The sequence below is a fragment of the Synergistaceae bacterium genome, from assembly GCA_031267575.1.
GTDB lineage: Bacteria > Synergistota > Synergistia > Synergistales > Aminobacteriaceae > JAIRYN01.
Window position 1 is genome coordinate 83322 of sequence record JAIRYN010000052.1, and the last position, 21843, is coordinate 105164.

21 protein-coding genes and 6 tRNA genes are annotated in these 21843 nt (G+C 53.3%); 3 read left to right on the plus strand and 24 right to left on the minus strand.

Translation table 11 applies throughout. The features are described from left to right. Positions 1–155: 155 nt before the first annotated feature. The gene (locus LBJ36_08900) at positions 156–1808 is read left to right on the plus strand and encodes an S-layer homology domain-containing protein (protein ID MDR1379154.1); all 1653 of its coding nucleotides are present in this window, start codon (positions 156–158) and stop codon (positions 1806–1808) included. 248 nt (positions 1809–2056) lie between these two features. Here LBJ36_08900 and LBJ36_08905 read toward each other — a convergent pair. From LBJ36_08905 to prfB, 24 genes are all read right to left on the minus strand, one after another. Next, positions 2057–2132 (minus strand) — tRNA-Lys (locus LBJ36_08905). Positions 2133–2144: 12 nt separating this feature from the next. Then, a tRNA-Arg gene (locus LBJ36_08910) sits at positions 2145–2221 on the minus strand. Positions 2222–2235: 14 nt separating this feature from the next. Then, a tRNA-His gene (locus LBJ36_08915) sits at positions 2236–2312 on the minus strand. 5 nt (positions 2313–2317) lie between these two features. After that, positions 2318–2391 (minus strand) — tRNA-Arg (locus tag LBJ36_08920). A 50-nt stretch (positions 2392–2441) separates the two neighbouring features. Further along, positions 2442–2518: transfer RNA gene (locus LBJ36_08925), tRNA-Gly, on the minus strand. A gap of 76 nt (positions 2519–2594) precedes the next feature. Then, positions 2595–2671, minus strand: a tRNA-Pro gene (locus LBJ36_08930). Between the two features lie 271 nt (positions 2672–2942). Beyond that, positions 2943–3626 (minus strand): non-canonical purine NTP pyrophosphatase, encoded by a 684-nt coding sequence (locus LBJ36_08935; protein ID MDR1379155.1) that lies wholly within the window; start codon positions 3624–3626, stop codon positions 2943–2945. An 11-nt stretch (positions 3627–3637) separates the two neighbouring features. Continuing rightward, entirely contained in the window at positions 3638–4357 is a 720-nt protein-coding gene (locus tag LBJ36_08940) for a GerMN domain-containing protein (protein ID MDR1379156.1), read from the minus strand. Between the two features lie 9 nt (positions 4358–4366). Next, entirely contained in the window at positions 4367–6184 is a 1818-nt protein-coding gene (locus LBJ36_08945; GenBank protein MDR1379157.1) for an N-acetylmuramoyl-L-alanine amidase, read from the minus strand. 65 nt (positions 6185–6249) lie between these two features. Next, positions 6250–7371, minus strand: coding sequence for a threonine aldolase (locus LBJ36_08950; GenBank protein MDR1379158.1), 1122 nt, complete (start codon positions 7369–7371; stop codon positions 6250–6252). 89 nt (positions 7372–7460) lie between these two features. After that, positions 7461–8369, minus strand: coding sequence for a PHP domain-containing protein (locus tag LBJ36_08955; protein MDR1379159.1), 909 nt, complete (start codon positions 8367–8369; stop codon positions 7461–7463). Positions 8370–8372: 3 nt separating this feature from the next. Beyond that, the gene (locus tag LBJ36_08960; protein MDR1379160.1) at positions 8373–8900 is read right to left on the minus strand and encodes a chemotaxis protein CheW; all 528 of its coding nucleotides are present in this window, start codon (positions 8898–8900) and stop codon (positions 8373–8375) included. A 180-nt stretch (positions 8901–9080) separates the two neighbouring features. Next, complete coding sequence (locus LBJ36_08965; GenBank protein MDR1379161.1) at positions 9081–9998, minus strand: M23 family metallopeptidase; 918 nt, start codon at positions 9996–9998, stop codon at positions 9081–9083. Between the two features lie 21 nt (positions 9999–10019). Continuing rightward, a complete protein-coding gene (locus LBJ36_08970; GenBank protein ID MDR1379162.1) occupies positions 10020–10862 on the minus strand; it encodes a purine-nucleoside phosphorylase in 843 nt (280 codons plus the stop codon). A gap of 33 nt (positions 10863–10895) precedes the next feature. Next, positions 10896–12224, minus strand: coding sequence for an adenylosuccinate lyase (purB, locus tag LBJ36_08975; protein MDR1379163.1), 1329 nt, complete (start codon positions 12222–12224; stop codon positions 10896–10898). After that, entirely contained in the window at positions 12217–12759 is a 543-nt protein-coding gene (locus LBJ36_08980; GenBank protein ID MDR1379164.1) for a DUF4416 family protein, read from the minus strand. The genes purB and LBJ36_08980 overlap by 8 nt, the downstream gene beginning before the upstream one ends. Then, positions 12756–13811, minus strand: coding sequence for a hypothetical protein (locus LBJ36_08985; GenBank protein MDR1379165.1), 1056 nt, complete (start codon positions 13809–13811; stop codon positions 12756–12758). The genes LBJ36_08980 and LBJ36_08985 overlap by 4 nt, the downstream gene beginning before the upstream one ends. Further along, entirely contained in the window at positions 13808–14776 is a 969-nt protein-coding gene (gene ftsY, locus LBJ36_08990) for a signal recognition particle-docking protein FtsY (GenBank protein MDR1379166.1), read from the minus strand. The genes LBJ36_08985 and ftsY overlap by 4 nt, the downstream gene beginning before the upstream one ends. 44 nt (positions 14777–14820) lie before the next feature. Next, positions 14821–16374 (minus strand): hypothetical protein, encoded by a 1554-nt coding sequence (locus LBJ36_08995; protein ID MDR1379167.1) that lies wholly within the window; start codon positions 16372–16374, stop codon positions 14821–14823. After that, positions 16346–17179: a hypothetical protein gene (locus tag LBJ36_09000; protein MDR1379168.1), complete on the minus strand. Its 834-nt coding sequence runs from the start codon at positions 17177–17179 to the stop codon at positions 16346–16348. Before LBJ36_09000 ends, LBJ36_08995 begins: the two co-directional genes overlap by 29 nt. After that, positions 17155–17595 (minus strand): DUF327 family protein, encoded by a 441-nt coding sequence (locus tag LBJ36_09005; protein ID MDR1379169.1) that lies wholly within the window; start codon positions 17593–17595, stop codon positions 17155–17157. The genes LBJ36_09000 and LBJ36_09005 overlap by 25 nt, the downstream gene beginning before the upstream one ends. 10 nt (positions 17596–17605) lie before the next feature. Next, complete coding sequence (gene tmk, locus LBJ36_09010; protein MDR1379170.1) at positions 17606–18250, minus strand: dTMP kinase; 645 nt, start codon at positions 18248–18250, stop codon at positions 17606–17608. Then, positions 18247–20082 carry a hypothetical protein gene (locus LBJ36_09015; protein ID MDR1379171.1) on the minus strand — a complete coding sequence of 612 codons (1836 nt, stop codon included), beginning with the start codon at positions 20080–20082 and terminating at the stop codon, positions 18247–18249. The genes tmk and LBJ36_09015 overlap by 4 nt, the downstream gene beginning before the upstream one ends. Before the next feature lie 166 nt (positions 20083–20248). Continuing rightward, positions 20249–21347 (minus strand): peptide chain release factor 2 gene (gene prfB / locus LBJ36_09020; GenBank protein ID MDR1379172.1). Its coding sequence is split into 2 segments (ribosomal slippage): positions 20249–21277 and positions 21279–21347, totalling 1098 coding nucleotides; the frame shifts between segments, so codons are not numbered across the junction. Positions 21348–21514: 167 nt separating this feature from the next. Here prfB and LBJ36_09025 point away from each other — a divergent pair. Then, a complete protein-coding gene (locus LBJ36_09025; GenBank protein ID MDR1379173.1) occupies positions 21515–21649 on the plus strand; it encodes a MerR family DNA-binding transcriptional regulator in 135 nt (44 codons plus the stop codon). Further along, positions 21633–21843 (plus strand): helix-turn-helix domain-containing protein (locus LBJ36_09030; GenBank protein MDR1379174.1); only part of this gene is annotated, 211 nt, incomplete at its 3' end. The genes LBJ36_09025 and LBJ36_09030, both read left to right, overlap by 17 nt.

Consider the following 21843-nt stretch of genomic DNA (forward strand, 5'->3'; position numbering starts at 1 on the left):
GGCGTTAGAGGTTTTTAAAGGGTAAGTTGACGTGAGCGGAAACGAGAATAAGGAAACAAGGTCACTTGATCTCGTCCCTCTTTTGTTTTCTTTATCTGAAGAGAACTGAAAACGCGTAATAAAGGTAGCACAAAATTTAAGGGGGAAAATCAAACATGAAAAAGTATTTAGTAGCAATCACGGTAGTCGTTTTGGCTACTGTAGCGGCGCCGGCTTTTGCGGCCATTAATCCGTTTATGGACGTGCCGCTTAACCACTGGTCTTACGACGCCATCGGCCAGTTGGCCGCGCGGGGAGTTCTGTCGGGTTATCCAGACGGGACTTATAAAGGCAGACAGCCGACTACTCGTTATGAGATGTCGTCCGCTCTCGCTCGTTCTCTGGCCCTCGTTGACATGACCAAGGCCACGAAGCAGGATGTGGAAACGCTGAAGAGGTTGGTTGTGGAGTTCAAAGACGAACTGGACGCTCTGGGTGTCCGCGCTGATCAGCTTGACATTCGTCTGGATGTTATCGAGAGTCGCCTCAACGGTTGGAGAATCAGCGGCGTTATGCGTCTGGATATTGATGATCAGGATGACAACGATGATAAGGATGGCCGCGCAAGTCTGACCAGGGCGCGTCTGATCTTTGAGCGTTGGTTTGGTGAGGATGAATCCCTGAAGTTTACAGGCCGTATCAACGTTAATGGCGATGGTATAAGATATGAGCTTTTCAACGTGGAGATGCCGGCATATTGGGATTCTACTTTGACGGTAGGGCGTTTTGTTTGGGATAGCGAAGCCGCTTATTATATGAACGGTAACGACTTGCTGAATGTTCCTTGGTTGGGCAATGACGGCTATTTGACGGATCGTTACGTTGATGGTTTAGGCGTGCGAAAAAGTTTTGGCTTGGGTAAGTTCAGCGCTTATTTGGCGCGTCCCCAATCAGGAACTCTAGGAGGTCAGGATGAACATCCCTGGAGTATGTGGGAAGCCTTTGCGATGGGAGAAGTCCAATTCACGGAACGGTTTGGTTTCGACCTGGGAGTTCAGTATTTTGGTGGTGACGACTCGACTGCGAAACGTAATTCTATTGACCCTGCTACGCAAAAGTCATGGGTAGACGCTGACGGAGTGGCCGTGAAAGAGGGCGATCAGCCAGGTTATCGTGTAAATTCTATCTTCACGGTTTTCGGAGGTTTGCGCTTTGATTTCAGTGAGAACATCGCGCTGAAGGGCATTTACTATCACCAGGATGCCAATGTGGATACCAGTGGTGTGGCTCTCGACGATACTCTTTATATTGGCGATAAGGGATGGCATGATGCTCAGTGGGACAGTAAGTCGGCATACAAGATTATTCTCGACATCAATCAGGATCTTTTGAAGTTTACGAGCCTCTGGTTGGAATATGATCAGCTAGATGGTTACTTTGTAATGCCCAAAGGTAATAACCTCTGGGGAGGTTATAGTGGTGCCCCAAGCACAACTTGGAACGGTCAAGATCCAAGAAATACAGCTTTTACATTGGCGGGTTTACCACTCCCTGGCAATATTGTAAGAGCGGATACTACTATTTGGAAGATTGGCGCACAGCAGAAGTGGAATGACAAGTGGACTACGGCTCTTTATTTCGGAAACCATGAGTGGGAGGCCACAACAAACCCCAGCGCTACGCAGTTCGATGTCGGTGTGAAGTATCAGTATACTCCTAATGTAGCCTTTGGTTTGGCCTATTCGATGTTTGATTATGATAAGGCCGCTACCGATATGGGAGCTAAGGACGAGAACGTCATTCACTTCCGTAGCGAAATCACGTTCTAGTTTCACGGAACTACGTAACTGAACTAACAAAGAGCGAGGGCCTAGGCCCTCGCTCTTTTTGTGCGCGTGCCCCAGGTCCTCCTGGAATCCACCATAACTCCATACTCGACACTCGCGTTTGGATACTCCGCTGTATGGATGGGCTGTATGGATGATGATGGATGGATGATAAGGATACCTTATAATGAAAAAATCCCCTGCTTTCGCAGGGGTTTTAAATGTATCTGGACGCTTCTGGATTTTTAAATTGGTGGATTGTGAGGGACTCGAACCCACGGCCCGCTGATTAAGAGTCAGCTGCTCTACCGACTGAGCTAACAATCCATTTAAATTATTTGGCGCGCCCGGCAGGATTCGAACCCGCGGCCTACGGATCCGAAGTCCGTCGCTCTATCCAACTGAGCTACGAGCGCGTGTCACCTTTATTTGGGGTGAGCGAGGGGACTCGAACCCCCAACATCCGGAACCACAATCCGGTGCTCTAACCGTTTGAACTACGCTCACCATAACGCGCCCGGCAGGATTCGAACCCGCGACCTACGGCTTAGAAGGCCGTTGCTCTATCCAACTGAGCTACAAGCGCATATTTCCTTATTGCACTCTATATTGCTCTCTATTATTCTCTTTATTCTCTGGAGCGGGAAACGGGATTCGAACCCGCGACCTACGGCTTGGAAGGCCATCGCTCTAGCCAGCTGAGCTATTCCCGCAATTTTACCCTAAGACTACTCTACTTTTTACTCTACTTTTTGCCGCTCCATTCTTTCCATTATTCTTTCCATTCTTTGGTCGGGGCGAAAGGACTTGAACCTTCGACCCCCTGCTCCCAAAGCAGGTCCGCTACCAACCTGCGCTACGCCCCGAATAAAACCAATTAAAATTCATTAAAATCAATTAAAACTAAACGATCCAACAATCCAAGAGCCCAACGATCCAAACGTAACCCATTTAGATCTATTCGAATGATTACTTACATAGTATATAACATCGTAAATATACCGTCAAGCGTTCGATCATACCAAATCAAGTAACGTGATTCGGTTAGCCGGCCAAAATATCATAAATTCAACATAATTAAATTCAACAATTCAACATAAATTCCACATTAAATTCAGCATTAAATTCAGCATAAATTCAAGAAAGAGCCTTCAAAAGAGCTTGCAGGGCCTTCGCTCGGTGGGATATTTTATTTTTGACGGCGGAAGAAAGTTCACCAAAAGAAACTTCGTAACCGTCGGGGATGAAAAGAGGATCGTAACCGAATCCAGCGGTTCCCCTCGCGTCTTTCCCCAAACGTCCGTTACAGATGCCCTCATGGACTAGAGTCCACTCTCCTTTTTCGGGAGAGAAGGGAACCGCCAAAGCGACGGCCGCCACGAAGCGGGCGCGGTTACTGTTGAGGTCGTTTGGGGTGTCTTGTTTTTTCTTTCGCGCCACCCGCTCCAGTTGCGCTAAAAGCCATCGGTTACGGTCCGCGTCCGTACCATCTACCACCCTTGCGGAACGAACTCCTGGCCCCCAGGAGAGAGCTTCGACCTCCAGACCGCTGTCATCCGCCAGACAAGGCAAATTCGAAGCCTCCGCCCAGGCGCGCGCCTTCAAAAAAGCGTTGGTAGCGTAGGTCGTTCCTGTTTCCTCCACCTGAGGAGGGTTTGGGTTTGGGTTTGGGTTTGGGTTTGGATTAGGGCTAGGGTTTATTTGCGACACCAAGAGAGGCGCGAAAAGAAGCTCTCTTACCTTGTCGCGTGGTAACAATTCCAAAAATTCTTCATATTTGCCACGATTGCTGGTGGCCAACAAAAGACGCTCGAAAAACAAAAGATTCCTCGTTACCTGGGCAATTGCCAAACAACCGCCAAGTCCACAGGCGCCCCTGAGCTGACAATTTTAGAATCCACCAAGAAGCGCACCTTGCTGATAGGGTGAAAGTTGTCGCGCATCGTGTGCACGATGCCTGTTATAAACTGCGTGCTGAAGTTATTCCCCGCCGTGTTCAAAGCGGAAATGAAAGGTCCTGAAAAATCCAAGTAAACTGTATCGACATTCCTGAAAACATGTTTCACGTAAACTTCATTGCTAAACAAATTACTGAGAGAAAGTAACTTGTGGACCGCGTCTTGAATGTTGCCCTCGAAGGTGCGGGAGATAATCTCAACCTTTTCCTCCTTTAGAACCCCCTCCTTCGGATAAAAAAGCGACAAAGTGGTTTTTTGCATGTCTAATCTGATGTCGGCAAAGTTAGTGCCTCTCACGCCCTCCTCCACGCCGCCGCTTCCAACCTCGATTTTCCGCTCGAAGACGCGCTCGTCAAGCAGCCTCAAGAGAGAAGAAGCCCCCAGATAGCCCACCACAAAGCAGAGTAAAATCACTCCACACCAAGCCAGGACACGAAGAAGAAGAGGCGCTCTCGTCTTTTTCCCTCGTTTTTGAGAGCTCGAAGAATGCCGGGGGGAACGCTTGCGTTTAGCCTTTACCCGCTCTTCGAACTCCCGCTCTAACATTTCTTCCCTATAACGTTCGGAATAACCGTCACTTTTCCGGCGGGCCATCTCGTCACCTCATCGTTGCCTCAGGTAATTGTAAACGCCGTCCGTCATCGCGTCGGCGATCTTCTGCTGGTAATCTGGGTGGGCCAACAGCTTCGCCTCCTTGGTGTTCGTAATGAAGCCCGTCTCCAACAATACAGCTGGCATCATCGCTCCTCGCAGAACGAAAAACGGCGCTTGAGCGACGCGCTTCATTGGTAATCGGCTGGCGTTACCGGTCTTGAACAGCACCTCGGCGGCGACAGTGCTTTCATTGATCTTATTATTCTGCTGCATGTCTCCCAGGATCTTCAGCAAAACCTCGGTCCTGTGATCCGACACGGCCCCGCTCCCAGCTTTGTCCTCTAGATACTCCCGGTTTTCGATCTCCGCCAAAGTTAAGGCGTCGTTGTCTGTGGGCAAAGCCATCAAGTAAATCTCGAACCCTGCCGAATTCTTCCCCGGAGGCAAAGAGTTGACGTGAATGCTGACGAACATATCCGCGTTCGCCTTGTTGGCAATATCCGTCCGCTCTTGGAGCTTCAGGTACACGTCCGTCTTTCGGGTCATCTTGACGTCGAACCCCTTGGCCTTCAATGTCTTTTCCATTTTTAAGCCGATGGCGAGATTGATGTCTTTTTCCTTGAGGTTGTTCCCCATGGCCCCCGGATCCTTGCCTCCGTGTCCGGGGTCCAACACCACCAGAATTTTACCCGATGGTTGCGCGACGTCCCGGGAAGGCCGCGTCGCAGCGGGAATCTCAATAGCGGGAATCTCAATGGGCGGGTCTGGGGTCTGAACCACTAGAGTCTCCCGAATAGGTGTCGGAACGGCAAAAATGAAATCCAATACAATACGTCTGGGGTCATTTAAAACCAATTTCTCGACCCTTACGCCCGTCGCGAAAAAAGTGAGCGTGGCAGAACCATCCGCGCCTTTGGTCAATTCCACCCTGACGTTTTCGTAGGGCGAGGGAATGCCCTGGAGGGCGTCGACCATGCTCGCGAACTTCATGGAAACCTGCCCCGAAACCACTTTGACCTCTGGATTTGTTGCGTCGCTACAGTCGGCCACGGCCCGTATTTTTTCGCGGGAAGTGCTCCACCGCAGAGCGCGAAGCTCGCCTATTATTTGAGATACCGCAGTCTGCGATACCGCGGTTTGAGGCATTGTGGTTTGAGGCATTGTGGTCTGAGACGTTGCCGTCTGAGGCGTTGCGGTCTCAGGCGCTACGCTTTGGTAAGCAACGACTACTGGGGGCTCCGCCGCGAGAGTGGAGCGCGTGACCACAGGCGATGCTGTGGGCGCTACGGGGTCCGATACACCTACCACCTCCACCTCGTTCGCTATTGGGGAGACGGCCGAAGGCGCGGCGACGAGAATGGGCTCCGTTTGAGCCGTTTGAGCCGAAGGAGGGTCTGAATTTTTCTTGGGGCTTGACGCTTCTTTCGATTGCTCGACTCGGAGCCTGTCCTCTTTTCCGTAGCCGGCAAAGCGCTGCAAAAGACTCAACGAAGAGGGAACATCCAGCCACCAACGACCGTCCTGTACATAGCTAGCCCCATAGAGCGGCACCAACTGAGAGTTGTACCAAGCCGCCACAGCGTTCAGAACGATCCTCAGCTTTTTGTTTCCAAGGGAAAGCTGTAATTCCTCTCCGGCAACCATGGCGTTCAATCCCAAAAGGGCTCCCGCGTCCGCGATAGAGATGAAAAATTCTCCCTCTCCATCCATCGTGGCCATCGTGGGAATTTCTCCCAAGGCGGTGTTTCCTTTGTATAATATGGCTATTCCCGCTTCCGATGGCACAGCCCAAAACAGGCAAAGCGCGGAGACAATCGCTGTGATCAACAGCCATGTCGGAGCCCATGATTTCCTCGCCCGAATAAACGGTCCATTCCCGGAAAAAGACATTTTTAGGGTCGATACTCCTTGACGATGATGTCCGCCGCGGTGTTGGCCTGCTGCCGGCTTACGTCCAAGTGCGTGACCAGGCGAAAGGTGTCTGGAGCGGTTTTGTTGAAAAACACGCCCTTTTTCCGGCAGGCTTCGAGCAGCTTATCCGCACTCGCCTCGTCCCGCGCGCTGAAGTACACCATATTCGTCGGCCGCTTCACCTCCGTGACGCGGAGTCCACCCTTTTGGAGAATATTCTGAATCAGCTGGGCGTTTTTGTGGTCTTCCGCCAAGCGGTCAACGTTACGTTCGAGGGCATAGAGTCCAGCCGCGGCTACGATGCCGACCTGACGCAGGCCACCCCCGACTTTCTTTCTCCAGAAACGCGCTCTTTCAATAAAACTCCGCGAGGCACAAATCAGACTCCCCACGGGAGCGCCCAACCCTTTAGAAAGACAAACCTGTACCGAATCCACATCTCTCACCAAAGCCGATGGCGCGACTCCTTGAGCCACGGCGGCGTTGAAAAGGCGCGCCCCGTCCACATGCACAGCTAGACCTTTTCCATGAGCCCAGTCCACCCGCCGAGCGATTTCCTGAGGCGAAGACGCGTGTCCGCCACCCCGGTTATGGGTGTTTTCGAGGCACAATAACGTAGATTGAGCGAAATGAACGTTATTTTTCGCGGTCAAGAGGCGCTCTAGATTCGCGATGGAGGGAAGGCTTTTTTCGTCTCCTCCATTATTTTCTTTATTGTTTCCCACATCATTGTTTCCCACATCGCCCCCCGCATTGTCGTCTACCTGTATCGACACGATGCTTCCCAGGGCGCACAAACCGCCGCCCTCGTAGTTCAAAATATGGGAATTTCGCCCGACAATGGCGCCATCCCCCCTGCCGCAGTGCGTCAAAAGAGAAACCAAGTTGCCCTGGGTTCCCGATGTCACATAAAGCGCCGCCTCCTTGCCCAGAAGTTCCGCGCCTTTTTCTTCCAGGCGCTTCACCGTGGGATCTTCGCCGAAAACATCGTCGCCCACCTCAGCTTCACTCATCGCTTGGCGCATTTCGGCGCTGGGCTTCGTCACTGTATCGCTTCGCAAATCTATAGATTCTAAAAAATCCGCGGAGAACAAACCACGCACACCTCCATCTATCATTTATCGTCCATTTATCGTCTATCTACCGTCCATCTATTTCCCGCGTTTTACGCTCAAATTCCCGCGTTTTACGCTCAAAGGCCGCCGCATAAATGGGCCCAAGGTAAAAGGTCCTCTCTTACAACCACTCCCACCGATACCGAGGAATGGTTGCCTCCATGAAAATCAGACCCTCCCGTAGGAAATAAATCGAAGGAGGCTGCGATCTGGAGACAACGATAAATTTCGGCCGCGCTGTTGCCAGGAGACCAACACTCCAATCCCCATAGCCCATCATTTTTCAATCGGCTTAAAAGAGGAGGCAGTTGGTCCAAGTCGGGAGTGGTCTGACGCGGATGAGCCAAAACAGGTAAACCTCCCGCTCGGCGGATCATACGGATACACTCCTCTGGCGGCAAAAGAGGGCGCGGAACATAAGCCGCCCCCCCTCGTCCCAAGTACTTGTCGAAAGCGGCCTTGACGTTGGGGACGTATCCTTTGTTCCACAACACCCGTGCCATATGGGGACGCCCTATTGCCCGGCCGTCCCCCTCGAAACCTACGCCCACAGAAGCCTTCACTTCCTCTACGGAAGCCTTCACTTCCTCTACAGAAGCCTTCATTCCCTCTATAGAAGCCTTTACTTCCTCTATAGAAATAGCAAGCCCCAAGTTCCGCAATTTTTCGCAAATCAAAAGATTCCGCGCGTGGCGCGCCTGCCGATTCCGCTTCAAGGTGGTTCGCAAAACCTCATTTTCGGGGTCGAAACGATACCCCAACACATGCAACACCCCATTATAAGCGGCGGATAATTCCACACCGGCAATCCCCTTGATCCCGAACTTACCGCACCGGGAAAGAAAAAGTTCTACTCCCTCCGCCGTATCGTGGTCTGTCAGACTGGCGACAGAAACTTTTTTCGCCTTCAGCCAGAGCGCCAGCTTTTCTGGAGACAAAATTCCATCCGAAAACGAGCTATGGAGATGAAGATCGATCTTCAGCAATCACTATGCCTCGGCGTCCTCGAGCAGAATCTGATCCAAATCGAACAGCGTCGACACGTCCAACAACAGAATCAGCCGTCCATCCGCCGGTTTAGCGACCCACAAAACGTAACGCTTATCCAGCGTGGTGGAAAGTTTGGCCGCGGCCTCCAGTTGGGCGTCGTAGATCGTCCGAACCTCCCGGACGGAGTTTACGATAATACCAAACATAACATCGCTGACGGAAAGGACCACAATACGCGCCTCATCCGTCAAAACGGTGGAATACATACCAATTTTGAGTTCCATGTCGAACACTGGAACAATGGTCCCCCGCAGATTGATGACTCCTCGAATATAGTTGGGCGCGTTAGGCACTCGGGTAATGAAGGGCGGTACCCTCACGATCTCCCTTACGATATTGACATCCACACCAAAATCCTCGCTGCCGAGCGCGAAAACAAGATTGATATGCTCCTGTCCCAGAGACTCAACATTGATTTCTTTTTGGGAGGCACCCACGATGGTATCTCCTCCTGTATGCACAGCCACCTTTCGCTCACCTTCCTCACGTTGTCCTCTTGCCCGATGATTTCATTCTTGTAATTTTCTCATTTCGGGATCGAGTCCGTTTTAAAAGCTAATCAATTCGGAATTTATTATAACAGTAACAAAATAAATCCAAGACGTTAAACGAACCAAAATGAAAAATGAGCGATCAGCTCGTTGTTATTATTCTACGACCACCGAGGTTTTCATCTCTTTCAAAAGGGCCGTCACGCTAGTCGCGAAAAGAGGCGCCGCGTCCACGTATTGCCCCGCCAAACTGAGCCCGTAATGAAGGTGAGGTCCCGTGACCCGACCCGTCGCGCCGACCTTACCAATAACCTGTCCTTTTTTGATGAAATCTCCTTCCTTCACATTCACCTCGCTCATATGAAAAAACAGATTGATGACCCCGTTGCCGGAGTCGATATAGACGCTTCCTCCCGCGTAATAGTGCTGCCCAGTCAAGATGACTTTTCCGGCGAAGGGCGCTTTGATGGGCGTTCCCACGGCGGCGCGAAAATCCGTCCCAGCGTGGTAGCCTCGAGGAATGCCGTTGTAAACGCGCCGGAAACCGTAGCTACTGGTAAATATTCCCGGAACGGGACGAGTGGGAGGAGTCGTCCAGAGGCGCCGCTCTGTCATGGCGTTCCGCGCGGCGGTGGTCAGCCGGGCCTCTTTTTGGATGCGCGCGGCTTCGCTTTTGGGCGGCGTCACCATTCTATCGGCGACCTTCAAATGTTCCTCCGGGTATTTTTTCGCCTTCAACCGCACTGTACATTGGACCCGATAATGCCGCTCGTTTTGGTTGAAACCGAACTCCAGAGGATAGTCGCCTGGCTTCACGTCACGCACGTAAGAACCCAAGAGCGCGTAAGAGACATGTCCTTCCCGCCCCACTTCCACGTCAAGGGAGACCACCCGACCCATCCAGGTCACGGAAGGACTATCGAATACCGAGTGAGACGAGAGGGCAACCGCAAATGCCTGACCCACCTCCCAATTCTCTGGGAAAGTCACGGAGGTGGAAGCCCATCCAGGAGCGGTCAGCAAACATCCCCACATCCAAATAACATACACTAAAAGCGGAACCTTTTTTTTCATCTAACCCAGTCCTATCCCCAGCTACAGAGCTTTTTCTTCGAGGCCCCTCATCAGACCACGAATCAGCTTTTCCACGCGGCAGCAGGCATCTTTCACCACCGACAGAACTTCTTTTTCCGTCAGCTCCTCGTCGCTCATGCCCGCGGCTGGATTAGACACGCAGGAAATCACCGCCGTTTCCATGCCCATAGCGCTGGAGATAATGACCTCTGGAACGGTGGACATTCCCACCAGCGAGGCGCCCAGCGCGCGGGCCATACGGATCTCCGCTGGCGTTTCGTAAGACGGACCGGAAAAAGCGATATACACACCCTGGGAAACATGAATGTCCTCCGACAAAGCTACGCTCTCGCACAAATCAATCAAACGTTGGCTATAGGCGTGAGTCATGTCCGGGAAACGGACGTTCCAGCGAGGTTCAGCGAGTCCCATCAAAGGATTGGCCCCCATGTAGTTGATATGGTCCCGCACCAGGACGATGTCCCCCGACCTGTAAGAAGCGTCCACCCCTCCCGCCGCGTTAGTTCCGATGTACTGAGCGACACCCCACATGCCCAAAACTCTGGTAGAAAAGGTGACTTCCCTCATGTTGTATCCCTCGTAATAATGAACTCGCCCTTTGAGCAGCGCCACGGGGCGGCCCTCGATTTTACCCAGAACGATTTGCCCGGCATGGCCGGGAGCTGTGGAGCGAGGCCAATAGGGGATATCTTTCGTGTTCAACACCTGAGGATTCTCCACGGCACCGGAAAGGGTTCCCAGCCCTGAACCTAACACCAGCGCCGTTTTGGGACGAAAATCCCCCGCGGCGGACCGAAGGTAGTTCAATGCCTCTAACACATTATCGTAATAACTTTCACTCATATATTACACCTCAAATCATGATTTGCGGGAAAGTCAAAACTCAAAACGCTCAAAAATCCGGTCCACGTAACGAGTATAGAAGCTCACGTCGAACAACGAGGCCAATTCCGCCTCCTCCAGCGCGCCATTGAGGCGATCATTGAGGCGATCATTGAGGCGATTGAGGCGTTCGTCCTTCGACAGCAGATCGAGGAATTTTCCCTCACCTCGAACCGTGCGTTTCGCGTTGTCCTGCACTATAGCGTAGACCGTTTCCCTAGGTAGCTTCAATTCGTCGATCAGGGTCAGCATCACCCTCTGGCTGTAAATCAAGCCCCCCGTCAGCTCAATGTTCTCCTGAATCCGTTCTTCGTCCACGACGAGCCCCTTCACGATCTTCGTCATGTCCGAAAGCATAAAGTAAATCGTGTGGAAAGCGTCGGGCCAAATCACCCGCTCCGTGGAGGAGTGGCTGATGTCCCTCTCGTGCCACAAGGCCACGTTTTCCATAGCCGCGAGGGCATACCCTCGCAAGAGGCGAGCCATGCCACAAATTCGCTCGCACTTGATCGGGTTGCGCTTGTGGGGCATGGCGCTGGAGCCTTTTTGGGCGCTGCCAAAGGGCTCGTACAGCTCACCCACCTCGGTGCGCTGAAGGTGACGGATCTCTGTGGCCATGCGCTCCAGCCCGCAGCCTAAAAGGGTCACGGAGTTGAGCGCATTGGCGTGACGGTCTCGCTGTAAAATTTGGTTGGATACAAGCGCGGGCTTCAGGTCTAAAAGCTCGCAAACCCTCGCCTCGATCTCAGGCGGGCATAGGGCGTAAGTTCCAACTGCTCCAGAGATTTTTCCCCATGATATTTGATCTATCGCCAAATCGACGCGCTGAAGATCCCGCTCTAGCTCGGCGTGCCAGTTGAGAAACTTGAGCCCCAGGGTCATGGGCTCGGCGTGTATGCCGTGAGTGCGGCCAATGCAGGGCAGATATTTGTATTGTCGGGCTTTTTCCGTCACGGCGCCGTCTAGTTCGAGGGTCGCTTCCTTAACGAGTGACAGCGCTTCTCGTAACGTGAGCGAAGAGGCCGTGTCCAGAACGTCGCTGCTGGTGAGGCCTAGGTGGATGTAACGCCCATTCTCGCCGATACTTTCGGCCACCGAGGTGACGAAGGCAATGACGTCGTGGTGGACGGAGTTTTCGATCTCCGCGATACGGTCTACGGAAAAACTCGCCTTGCTCAGGATATCTTCCAGAGCTTCTGGCGGAATCCGCCCCGCCTCGCTCCAAGCCCTGCAAACCGCCAGTTCGACCCGCAACATGACAGCAAACCGGTTTTCTTCGTTCCAGATTCGAGACATAGCGGTGGTGGTATAACGGTCAATCATACGCTTTTCCTCCTCTTTTCCCCCTCACTTGGCGTGTTGTTAGCCAGGAACTCCGCGCCTCCGACAAAAACGTGTCGTAAACACCGCTCGCGAAATCAGGAAAAGTATAGTCGAAAGATACCCATCTCCCGAATCGAAAACGCATTGTCACCTCGGCGTAGATGCCATCCCGCAGGTAAACGCGGTGGGCGTGGTCCTTGGTAGAAGCCAAGACGAGGCGCGCCCCATCTATATAACCCGGATCGACGTTGACAATCCGAGGCGCGCGGCTTTCTGTCTCTATGGTGATCGAGGCTCGTTTCCACTCTGAAAGCCCTCCTGCCGGCGCGAGTTCCTCAAAAGCGACGAAACGCCGGACAAGATTCGGGGCTATATCCCGATAATAATCCGTCGCCGTAAAGGGGACAGGCGCGCCCATAATATGGGGATCGCCCCAAAGCTCCCTCAGCTTTTCCACAGTCCAGTCAAACCACTGGTCGCCCAAGTCTCCGGGATACAGAATACCCGCGATTCGTTTCACCCAAGGGTCAATCATCGGGGACCACCTTGCCCTTTTTCTTCTTTTTTCTTCTTTTCGGGGTCGAAGCCGAGGCCCGGCGCCAAGAGCCCCATCGCCTGGGGTCCCAGGGACATCAAGGGGGCGCTCTCAGATGAAACAGATGAAACAGATGAAACAGACTTATGGCGGATCTGTTTCTTTTCGCCTGTCGCTACTCTTTCCCCCTCCTTCCCTTCTTCCTCTTTTTTTTTTTGCTTGAAGGTTTTTTTTAAGGGTTTTTTCTCGATACAGAGATATCCTAGCAGCTCACCCTCCCATTCGCAGGGAAGAACAGTGTTTTCTTTTTCGGTCTGCAGGTTTTCCACCTCTGTTTCAGTGCATCGCCGATAGACGAGTTTCGCTCGGTCCAAGGTAGCGATCCAGGCTTTGCCCACCGCCGCCCACCAGGTGATGTCCACAGCCGCGGCCACGTCGCCGGTGCAATCGTCCAGCATGAAAATGTCTCCCTCCAAGCGTCGGAACATCACCGAGCAGGGGCTAGCTTTACCCTCCAGCGTTACCAAAAACTCGTTTTTGTCGGGAAGGTCACTGGTGGCGAGGCGTTTCAAGTCGGAGCCAAACATCAACATGGCCGTGCGATTGATGTGCAGAGCGCCGCCTCCGCACATGACAAAAGGAATGGGAGCCTCCCACCACTCTGGAAGATTCGGGCCTTTGGGGGTCAGCGCTTCTTTCAAGGACGACACGGTCGCCCCCTCCTTGTCGATGAGCAGGACTTGAAGCTGTTCCGGATCTCCGAAACCTTTCTGCGACACGAAGTCGCTCGACGAGGAATCGGATTTGAAAATCGCCACGGGTTTGAAGAGCCCTTGAGCGACCCGCTTGAGGATATCAGAGATGGAGGCTTCCGAGCTGCCTCGCTCGATCAGAGACACTAATTGGTCTTTGCTGAAAACGATGATGTTCCTAAAATCCTCCCAGGGAAGTAAAACGCAGTAATCCAACTTCATACAGAAGAGCGTGCGCAACAACACGGTAAGACTTGACCGGATGGTTAACGTTTTGAGCGCCTGATTATAGGACATCATTTCAAGTTATTCTCCTTTGTTCTCTTTGGAGAACAATCGTTCTCCATAAGAGCCGACGCGAACTCCAGGGGGTCGAAAGGACTCAGATCTTCTATTCCCTCTCCCAGGCCGATGTAGCGTATAGGAATTTTTAGGTCGCAAGCGATGGGAAGCACAATGCCGCCCTTGGCGGTGTTGTCGTATTTGGAAAGGATCACCGCCGACAGTGGCAAAATCTGATTGAAGGTCACAGCTTGGATGATACCATTCTGCCCCGTAACCGCGTCCAGAACCAGAACGGTTTTTACGCGCTCCGCTCCCGCCTCCCGTTCGAGCACTCGGTGAATCTTTTTCAATTCTTCCATCAAGTTATGTTTGGCGTGCAGGCGTCCCGCCGTATCGATGATCAGGACGTCCGCGGAAGACGCTCGAGTCGCCTGCCAGGCGTCGAAGGCGACGGCGGCTGGATCACTACCCTGTTTTTGGGCGATGACCCTCACGCTGGTTCGCTCGCCCCACACCTGCAACTGTTCCGATGCCGCGGCGCGAAAGGTATCCGCGGCGGCCAAAACCACCTGTCGTCCTTGACGCGAAAATTGCATCGCCAGTTTTCCCGCGGATGTCGTTTTCCCACTGCCGTTGACGCCCACCATCAAAAGAACGAGGGGCGGATTATCCACCGTGAAAGGTTGTCCCATCCCATCCACAGCCGCCAAACGGTTGGCGATGGAAGAGATGAAAACCTCAAGAAGGTCGGACTTGGTGGAAATGCCTTTTTTCTTTGCCTCGCGCCTCATCTCCTCGACGATGCGCTCGGAAAGCTCCACTCCCACGTCACCCAAAATCAGCAGTTCCTCAAGTTCGTCCCAAAAGGCCTCGTTGAAGTTGAAAGGTTTCCCCGTCCCTGTAAAAAGCGAGGCGATATTTCCACTCCATCGCTCTTTCACGCCTTTGAGACTCTGCCTCAATCTCGAAAAAAAAGCCATTCACGCATCCCCCATTCTCAGTAGAGACGCGCGGCCGCGCGTCTCTACGATTCACCATTTCCCGCGTCGCCCCGTTTTTCACCGTCACGTTTTTCGTCGTTTTGTTTATCATATTGTCCCTCGCGCCCGCGATTCTCGCCGCCTCCATGACGGAACGGCTGACTTCGGCCGCGGTTATCTCGATGATCCCGCGCGTCCTTTCGGAGGTCTTTGCGTGCCGTATCGAAGGAACCGCGGGGACGGGTTTCAGCGGGACGGGTTTCAAAGGGGCGAGTCTCAAGAGGGTGAGCCCCATCTTTCCGAGGTGGAGCCGGCTTTGCCTTGGGCCCCACGATCCTCTTTGCGTCTTTCGCCGCCGGTTTTCCCTGGACCGCATCTCTTACCGGAGAGGGCGCGACGTATGCTCCTTTGTGCTTCATGGGGCGTCTTTTCACGACCTCCGCGTCAAGCGCGGCGGTGAGGGCGACGTTAATGGCGGAGGCGCTGTTCCGTTTCATATCGCCGACGCGGCCCGCGATATGCTCTTCCAACGTGATCTTCTCAGGTCTGAGCTTTTTGTTGTTTTTAACGAAATCTTTGGGGTTTTCTACTTTCGGTTCCACCGGAGCGGAGCACGGGATTTTAGAAACGAAGAGCTTGGAGGCGGCCGCCATTCGCGGGGAAAGGGAAGGCCTGAGAGTAAGTACAGAGCGGCGCGGCGCGTCTTTTGGGGGTTCCACCTCCCAGGTCTCGCCTCGCGAAACAGTGTCTTTAAAGTTTTCAAATTCGGAGACGGCGATGGAAACCTCTCGTCCCTCCGGGAAACGGATCCTTACGCTCTGGGTACGCAGATCCACCCCTTCGAGAACATAAGTTCCCAGTGCCGTCTTGATTTTCGAGCCGGGGTTGGGCAGGGACTGCCAGAGTTCGCTGTAGTTGGAGTGTTCATAGCACATGCAACACATCAGTCTGCCGCAGATTCCCGATATTTTCGTAGGATTCAAGGCCAGATTCTGTTCCTTTACCATGCGGATGTTGATGGGGGTGAAATGATGCAGCCAGTAGCTACAGCAACAAGGCTTTCCACAAGGAGCGATTCCCCGGACGGTCTTGGCCTCGTCCCGAACCCCTATCTGACGCATCTCGATGCGGATGCGAAACTCCTTGGCCAGATCGCGCACGTAAGCTCTGAAGTCCACGCGTTGCTCAGAAGTAAAGTAAAAAAACAGTTTCTTGCGGTCCATAATGTACTCCACGTCCACCAGCTTCATGGGAAGCTGATGGTCGCACAGGATCTGCCGGGATCGAATCAACACCCGCTCCTCGTCGAAGCGACGCAGATAGTGTTCCTCAATCTGGACGTCGCTGGCGGGATCGACGAAATCCACTTCCTGCAACATAGGTTCTGGTCCTCGGGTGTGCTCGTCGCTGGGTTCGTCGATACAAGCCTTTCGGTATTTGACCTCTTGCTCTTGGGACAGAGAACCGCCCAACAGGCCCATTTCCAAGCCCCGGATCGTTTTGATGACGATCCATTGTCCCGCTTTCGGCACGGGGTCGCCGATGTCTACCAGTCCAAGATAGCGGGGTTTACCGAAAACCGCCAAGTATATGCTCAAAAGGAAGATCCTCCTTAAGTGCTAAAATCAAAAGATCGCACACCATCGTCTGTGAGAGTTTTTTTTGCAGGACGAGCAAACGGAGTCTTTCCACACGTGCGGCGAACTCCCTCAATTCTCGTCTGGATATCTCTTCGGGTTCTTCTTCTCCCGCCCGCAAAAAATACGAAACCCACGAGGACAAAAGCTCCGGAATGTCCTCGTCGTCTTTCAAGTTTTTCAACCATTCCAACCATTCCTCTTCATTTCGGGGCATGGGATGAGCTTTAAAGGACGGAGAGTCCGCCAGTGTCGTGAAGCGGGAGCGGCTCCGCAGAGTGGGCAAAAAATCGTCCCCCTCCATCAGAAAAAAAAGTTTGGCGTGAAGAGGAGGCTCTTCCGCGATCTTCAGCAGACTATTCGCCGCGTGAATCAGCAACCGGTCCGCCGCCAGCACCACACCCACTCGGCGTTTCGCTTCCACGGGCTTCAACCGCAGCTCTTTTATCAATTCGCGACAGGTCGCCACGTTGGCCGCCTTGTCAAACTCTCCCGCCACGATCAGGTCGGGGTGATCCAAACAACTACGGCTCCAAGCCTCGCACCCCTTACACCCATCATCACCTCTGCCGTTGTCGCATAGGTAAAGACGCGACATGACGTCCAAAAGGACCCCATGCCATTGCATTGGGGCTTTCATAGCCCAACTGTGAGGAACGGTCCCGGCCGCGAATGCAGCGAGTACATCCCGCCATGTGGGCGTATCCATAAAGGCCGGCCCTGTGGAAGAACCGGTCTGATTCAAAACAAGAGCGAGATCAGACACCCTTTTATCTCCTCCATCAACCGTAAGGCCCTGATTCTACCACCTTCCTGCTGAAAGGCCTCCTCCAGCTCGTTCAAGGAAGATTCAACCTTTTCCACAGTGATGTAAGTGCTGCGGCTGGTTCTCCGCCACTGCAGGTCCCGCCGCAGGGTGAAACCCCTCATCGTCCGGGTCAGAAGTTCTTTCAAGATGGTCCTGTATTCGAGAAGTAAACGCTCGGCCGGAAAAATCGATAACTGAACCACCAGAGCGTCCAATCGTCCCAGAAGTTCCCGCACCTCCAGCTCTTCCATAGCGTTGTTCATAGCAACGCCGAAAGGTGGCCGCGCGGCAACAACCCCCTGAGACTCTGAATGACGCCGGGCAGTCCCTCCGCTTCCCTCTTCCACCTTACCTTCGCCGCGTTTTACCTTCATCGCTGTTCCTTCAGAACCTCATGCGTTTTCCAAAACGTTCCTCCACGCGCAAGCATAGACGCTCGGCCACGTGCTCGGCGCTGGCTGTCCCATCAAGAACCATGATCCGGTTTGAATCGCGACGCGCCAGCTCCCGATATCCCTTGACCACTCGCGCCATAAAATCCGCTCCGCCGGACTCCATCCGATCCGCCTCGCCCCGCCGCTTCAATCGCGACCACGCCGTTTCCTCGTTCACGTCCAGAAGAATCGTCCCATCGGGCTCTGGAAAACCACACCAATCAAGAAGTCCTTTTATTTTTTCGTAGGCGATGCCTCGTCCCCAGGACTGGTAGGCCAAAGTGGAATCCGTGTAACGTTCACAGACGACCCAGCGCCCCTGCGCGAGAGCCGGAAGGATCTCCTTGTCCAGGTGGCCGCTCCGATCCGCCAGGAAAAGAAGCAACTCCGTCCGTGACGTTAAGGTCGTCCCTCCCAGTAGAAGCCGGCGCAACAATTCTCCACCGCTCCAACCGCCGGGTTCAAAGGTACGCAGAACCCTCCCGGGTCCCAAAACGTCCTCCAGCCATTGACAAAGCCGCTCGGACTGGGTGCTTTTCCCGCTGCCGTCGATGCCCTCGATTGTTATAAAAAGCCCCTCGCTCGACGCCGTCATCGTGAGGAACCACTGCCTCCTGAACTCTCGTTCACGTTGATCTGGCGCTTCATCATGCCCTCCACCACGTACTCCGACCGGGAGATCCTCAAGGTTCCCTCTTTGACGCGTCTCGCCTTGGTCTCACTCAGAAACTCCTTTTCTTCAGGCGACAGCTTCGCCGTGTTTTTTTTCTCGTTTTCGTCCGTTTTTTCATCCGTTTTTTCATTCATTTGATCGTGCACAAATTCCACAATCAACTCGTTATTGGCGTCCGCGGCGTTGATTTCCGTCAACATGCGCTGAAAGCCGTCGATGGACTTCCACCCGCTATCCACGGCAACCTGGGAAAGAGAATTCAATCCGCCACCCCGCACGACCAACTCGCAGCTTCCTGTGGCGTCCGCGGGAACCACCACCTCAAAATGCTTCTTGACGGGATTACGCCGCCAAGGGCGCAGGGTTACCTCCACGCCTAGTTTTTCACCCGGCTTCGCGTCCGACGAAACCACCACGTCTTCGATAAAAAGCACCTTGGGTTCCTGGGTCACGGTGACCTCAAGACTGAAGCCTATCGGAAAAACATCCCCGAAAGGTTGCAGCAAAATCATCTCTATCATGGAGGCGGGCTCGTACATGGCGGCCTTTCCCACATCCGAATCCGAAACAAAAACATTAGTGCGCGTCCACCCCTGGGTCAGGCCGCGCCCTTCCGCCCGCAGAGTCACGGTAGCGGTACCCTGCCCCGTCCGTCCCCACAGGTCGCCGATAAGGCCCTCGTAAACCCCCTGGAGCAGTTTCGCTCCCAAGAAGTTATCCGGCGCTACACGAAAGTTTTTCTCAACGCGGGCACCCAGGAAACCAGCGGGAAGATCGGCATCTTTGAAAACCAGGGTCGCCGTGATCGACGGCGTAAAATATCCCGCCCGTCCCCCCACGCCAGCGGGTCGGTCCTGGGTTACCGTGCCCGCCAGAGAAATCGGAGACGCGATCTTGAATGGGAACGCCTGACTGGAGATAGTTTCGTGTACATAAGCATGAGCGGCTGGAAAGTTCACCGCTCCCCACTCCAGAAAAGGGTGTCCAAAGGCCAAAAAGCGCCCATCCTTGGCTGTTGCCGTCACGGTACCACTGGCGCCTACCTCCACATCGCCCCAGACCAGAAGGAGAGAGACGGCTTCACCGGGTGAAAAGCGAGTGTCGACTAACGACAATTCTCCTCCCGCTGCGTAAGGGGCCGCCTCGACTGGAACTCCTATTCGGGCTTTGAGCTTAGTTGTGGCCCGTTCGCTCAATCCACCCGCCATCAGGGGCAAAGATCTATACGAAGGTTTTTCACCTTTACCTTCACCTTTACCTTCGACCTCGCCGATGGTTTTCACTCCAACGAGTCTGTCTGGACGGGAAAACACCCTGTACATGTCCTCAATGGGCGTCACCAGCGCCATCTCGTGGTCGCTGAAGTTCCAACCTATTCCCACAGCGCCCACCAGCTTCCCATCCACATAGACGGGAGAACCACTCATTCCTTGAGCCATGCCCGTTTTGTTTTTGGATGACGGCAACATCCGTACCAGGATAAAGTTCCTCACGGTTTCCTTCTGAGGGATGACGCTCACCACCTCAATCGGCAATCGGACGGGCTCCGTTCCTTTCAACACCGTGAGCATATACCCCTTCATTCCAGCCTGCAGCTTTTCCACCGATAGGATAGGTTGTTCCGGGACAAAAGCCCCAACCGGCTCCGCCGCGCTGGAAGAACAATCATAAAAAAAACTATCAAATAGGAGAAATACCCACAAAAACCATTGAAAAACGCTGCCACGCCGAAACGAAATCCAATTCACGACCATAACCCCTCATCCTAGACCCCGACGAAAGGGGTTTAAAAAATCGACGCTTATATAAATTAAATTATGTCTCTTTATACTGCGTACTTGGCCAGTTTGTCTGACGACCGACGATGCTCCATTTTTATCTGTTTTCTCTATTTTATCTGTTTTCTCTATTTTATCTGCTTTATCCATTTTTCTTCCAGCGCAGATAACCCATGAGGAAGTCGTCGATGTCCCCGTCCATCACCCCTTGAACGTTCCCTTTTTCCGTTCCCGTTCGGTGGTCTTTCGCCAAGGTATAGGGGTGCAACACGTAGGAACGGATCTGGCTGCCCCAGGTACTTTCTTTTTTGTCGCCAACCACAGCCGCCAGCTCGTCGCTTCTTTCCTGCATGGCCCGCTCGTATAGCTTACTCTTCAGAACGTTCATGGCAACTTGGCGGTTCATGTGCTGGGAACGCTCATTCTGACAGCTTACCACAATCCCCGTGGGGATATGGGTGATACGCACCGCCGAGTCTGTGCGGTTGACGTATTGTCCCCCGGCTCCGCTGGCGCGGAAAGTATCCATCCGCAGATCTTCGGGCCGCACCTCGACCGTTACATTGTCGGGCAGTTCCGGCGACGCTCCCACCGAGGCGAAGCTGGTATGGCGGCGATGGGCTGCGTCGAAAGGGGAGATGCGCACCAGGCGGTGTACTCCCTTCTCGGCCTTCAGGTACCCATAAGCGTAATCGCCCTCCACAAGAACGGTGGCGCTTTTGATACCCGCCTCCTCATCGGAAGTAGCCTCCAGCACCGTAGTTTTGTAGCCGTCGCGTTCGGCCCACCTCAGGTACATCCGCAATAACATCTCTGCCCAGTCCTGGGAATCCAACCCTCCAGAACCGGCGTGAACCGTGAGAATCGCGTTCGCGCGATCATATTCCTCGTTCAGGAGGATTTGGAGCTGGTAGCGGTCCAATGCGTGACGAAGCTCTCTCGACCGAGTCTCGAACTCTTTTTGAAGTTCTGCGTCCTCTTCCTCACGCAATATGGTGTCCAGAATCTCCAGGTCTTCCACTTCTCGGCAGACTCTATCCCATTCTTCCACACGTCCCGCTATACCGGACATTTCTCTCAGGATTTCTTGATTTCCCTCTCGCGACCAAAAATCGGACTCCGCAGTGACGATCTCCAGCTCCGAGGCTCTGGCTTTCAGCGTGGGCAGGTCAAAGACTGTCCTGCAGTTCCTGTTTCAGGGACCGCAGTTCTTCCAGTACGGAAACGTTGGCTTGCATCATTTTAAAACATCCCTCCATCTTTTACCTTTCACCTTTCACGCGCGGACATTTTGAACAAAATTTGAACGCGCGTGTATATAATAACGTAACATGCTCGAATCGTGGAGAGTGGAGGGTGTGAACAGTACGATAGAAATATAATCAAATCTATGTTAATATATGTAATCATGAATAGATTGTTAAGCATAGGTGAAGTATCTGAAACATTAGGAGTTTCAATCACAATGCTACGGCGTTGGGAAAAAATCGGGCGAATCAAAGCAGAACATATAGTAGGCGGCCATCATGTTGATAGCGCATAGGTTGATAGCGCATAGGATAGACCTCAACCCGAACAACAAGCAAGCAATATATTTTGCCCGTGCGGCAGGTTGCGCCCGGTTTGCGTACAATTGGGCGTTGGCTGAGGCGTTGGTTGAGTTGAATGGAAGCGGCAGTACGAGGCGTGGAAAGCCGACTCTGCAAACCCAAAACCTAACCAGATGGCACTACGGCG

Coding starts and splice junctions, on each gene's coding strand:
- LBJ36_09005 (MDR1379169.1), bottom strand. CDS start 17,595: ATGAAGGTAAAACGCGGCGAAGGTAAGGTGGAAGAGGGAAGCGGAGGG.
- LBJ36_09025 (MDR1379173.1), top strand. CDS start 21,515: ATGAATAGATTGTTAAGCATAGGTGAAGTATCTGAAACATTAGGAGTT.
- LBJ36_09015 (MDR1379171.1), bottom strand. CDS start 20,082: ATGGTCGTGAATTGGATTTCGTTTCGGCGTGGCAGCGTTTTTCAATGG.
- tmk (MDR1379170.1), bottom strand. CDS start 18,250: ATGACGGCGTCGAGCGAGGGGCTTTTTATAACAATCGAGGGCATCGAC.
- LBJ36_08965 (MDR1379161.1), bottom strand. CDS start 9,998: ATGAAAAAAAAGGTTCCGCTTTTAGTGTATGTTATTTGGATGTGGGGA.
- LBJ36_08970 (MDR1379162.1), bottom strand. CDS start 10,862: ATGAGTGAAAGTTATTACGATAATGTGTTAGAGGCATTGAACTACCTT.
- ftsY (MDR1379166.1), bottom strand. CDS start 14,776: ATGGCTTTTTTTTCGAGATTGAGGCAGAGTCTCAAAGGCGTGAAAGAG.
- purB (MDR1379163.1), bottom strand. CDS start 12,224: ATGATTGACCGTTATACCACCACCGCTATGTCTCGAATCTGGAACGAA.
- LBJ36_08900 (MDR1379154.1), top strand. CDS start 156: ATGAAAAAGTATTTAGTAGCAATCACGGTAGTCGTTTTGGCTACTGTA.
- LBJ36_08980 (MDR1379164.1), bottom strand. CDS start 12,759: ATGATTGACCCTTGGGTGAAACGAATCGCGGGTATTCTGTATCCCGGA.
- LBJ36_08985 (MDR1379165.1), bottom strand. CDS start 13,811: ATGATGTCCTATAATCAGGCGCTCAAAACGTTAACCATCCGGTCAAGT.
- LBJ36_08940 (MDR1379156.1), bottom strand. CDS start 4,357: ATGGCCCGCCGGAAAAGTGACGGTTATTCCGAACGTTATAGGGAAGAA.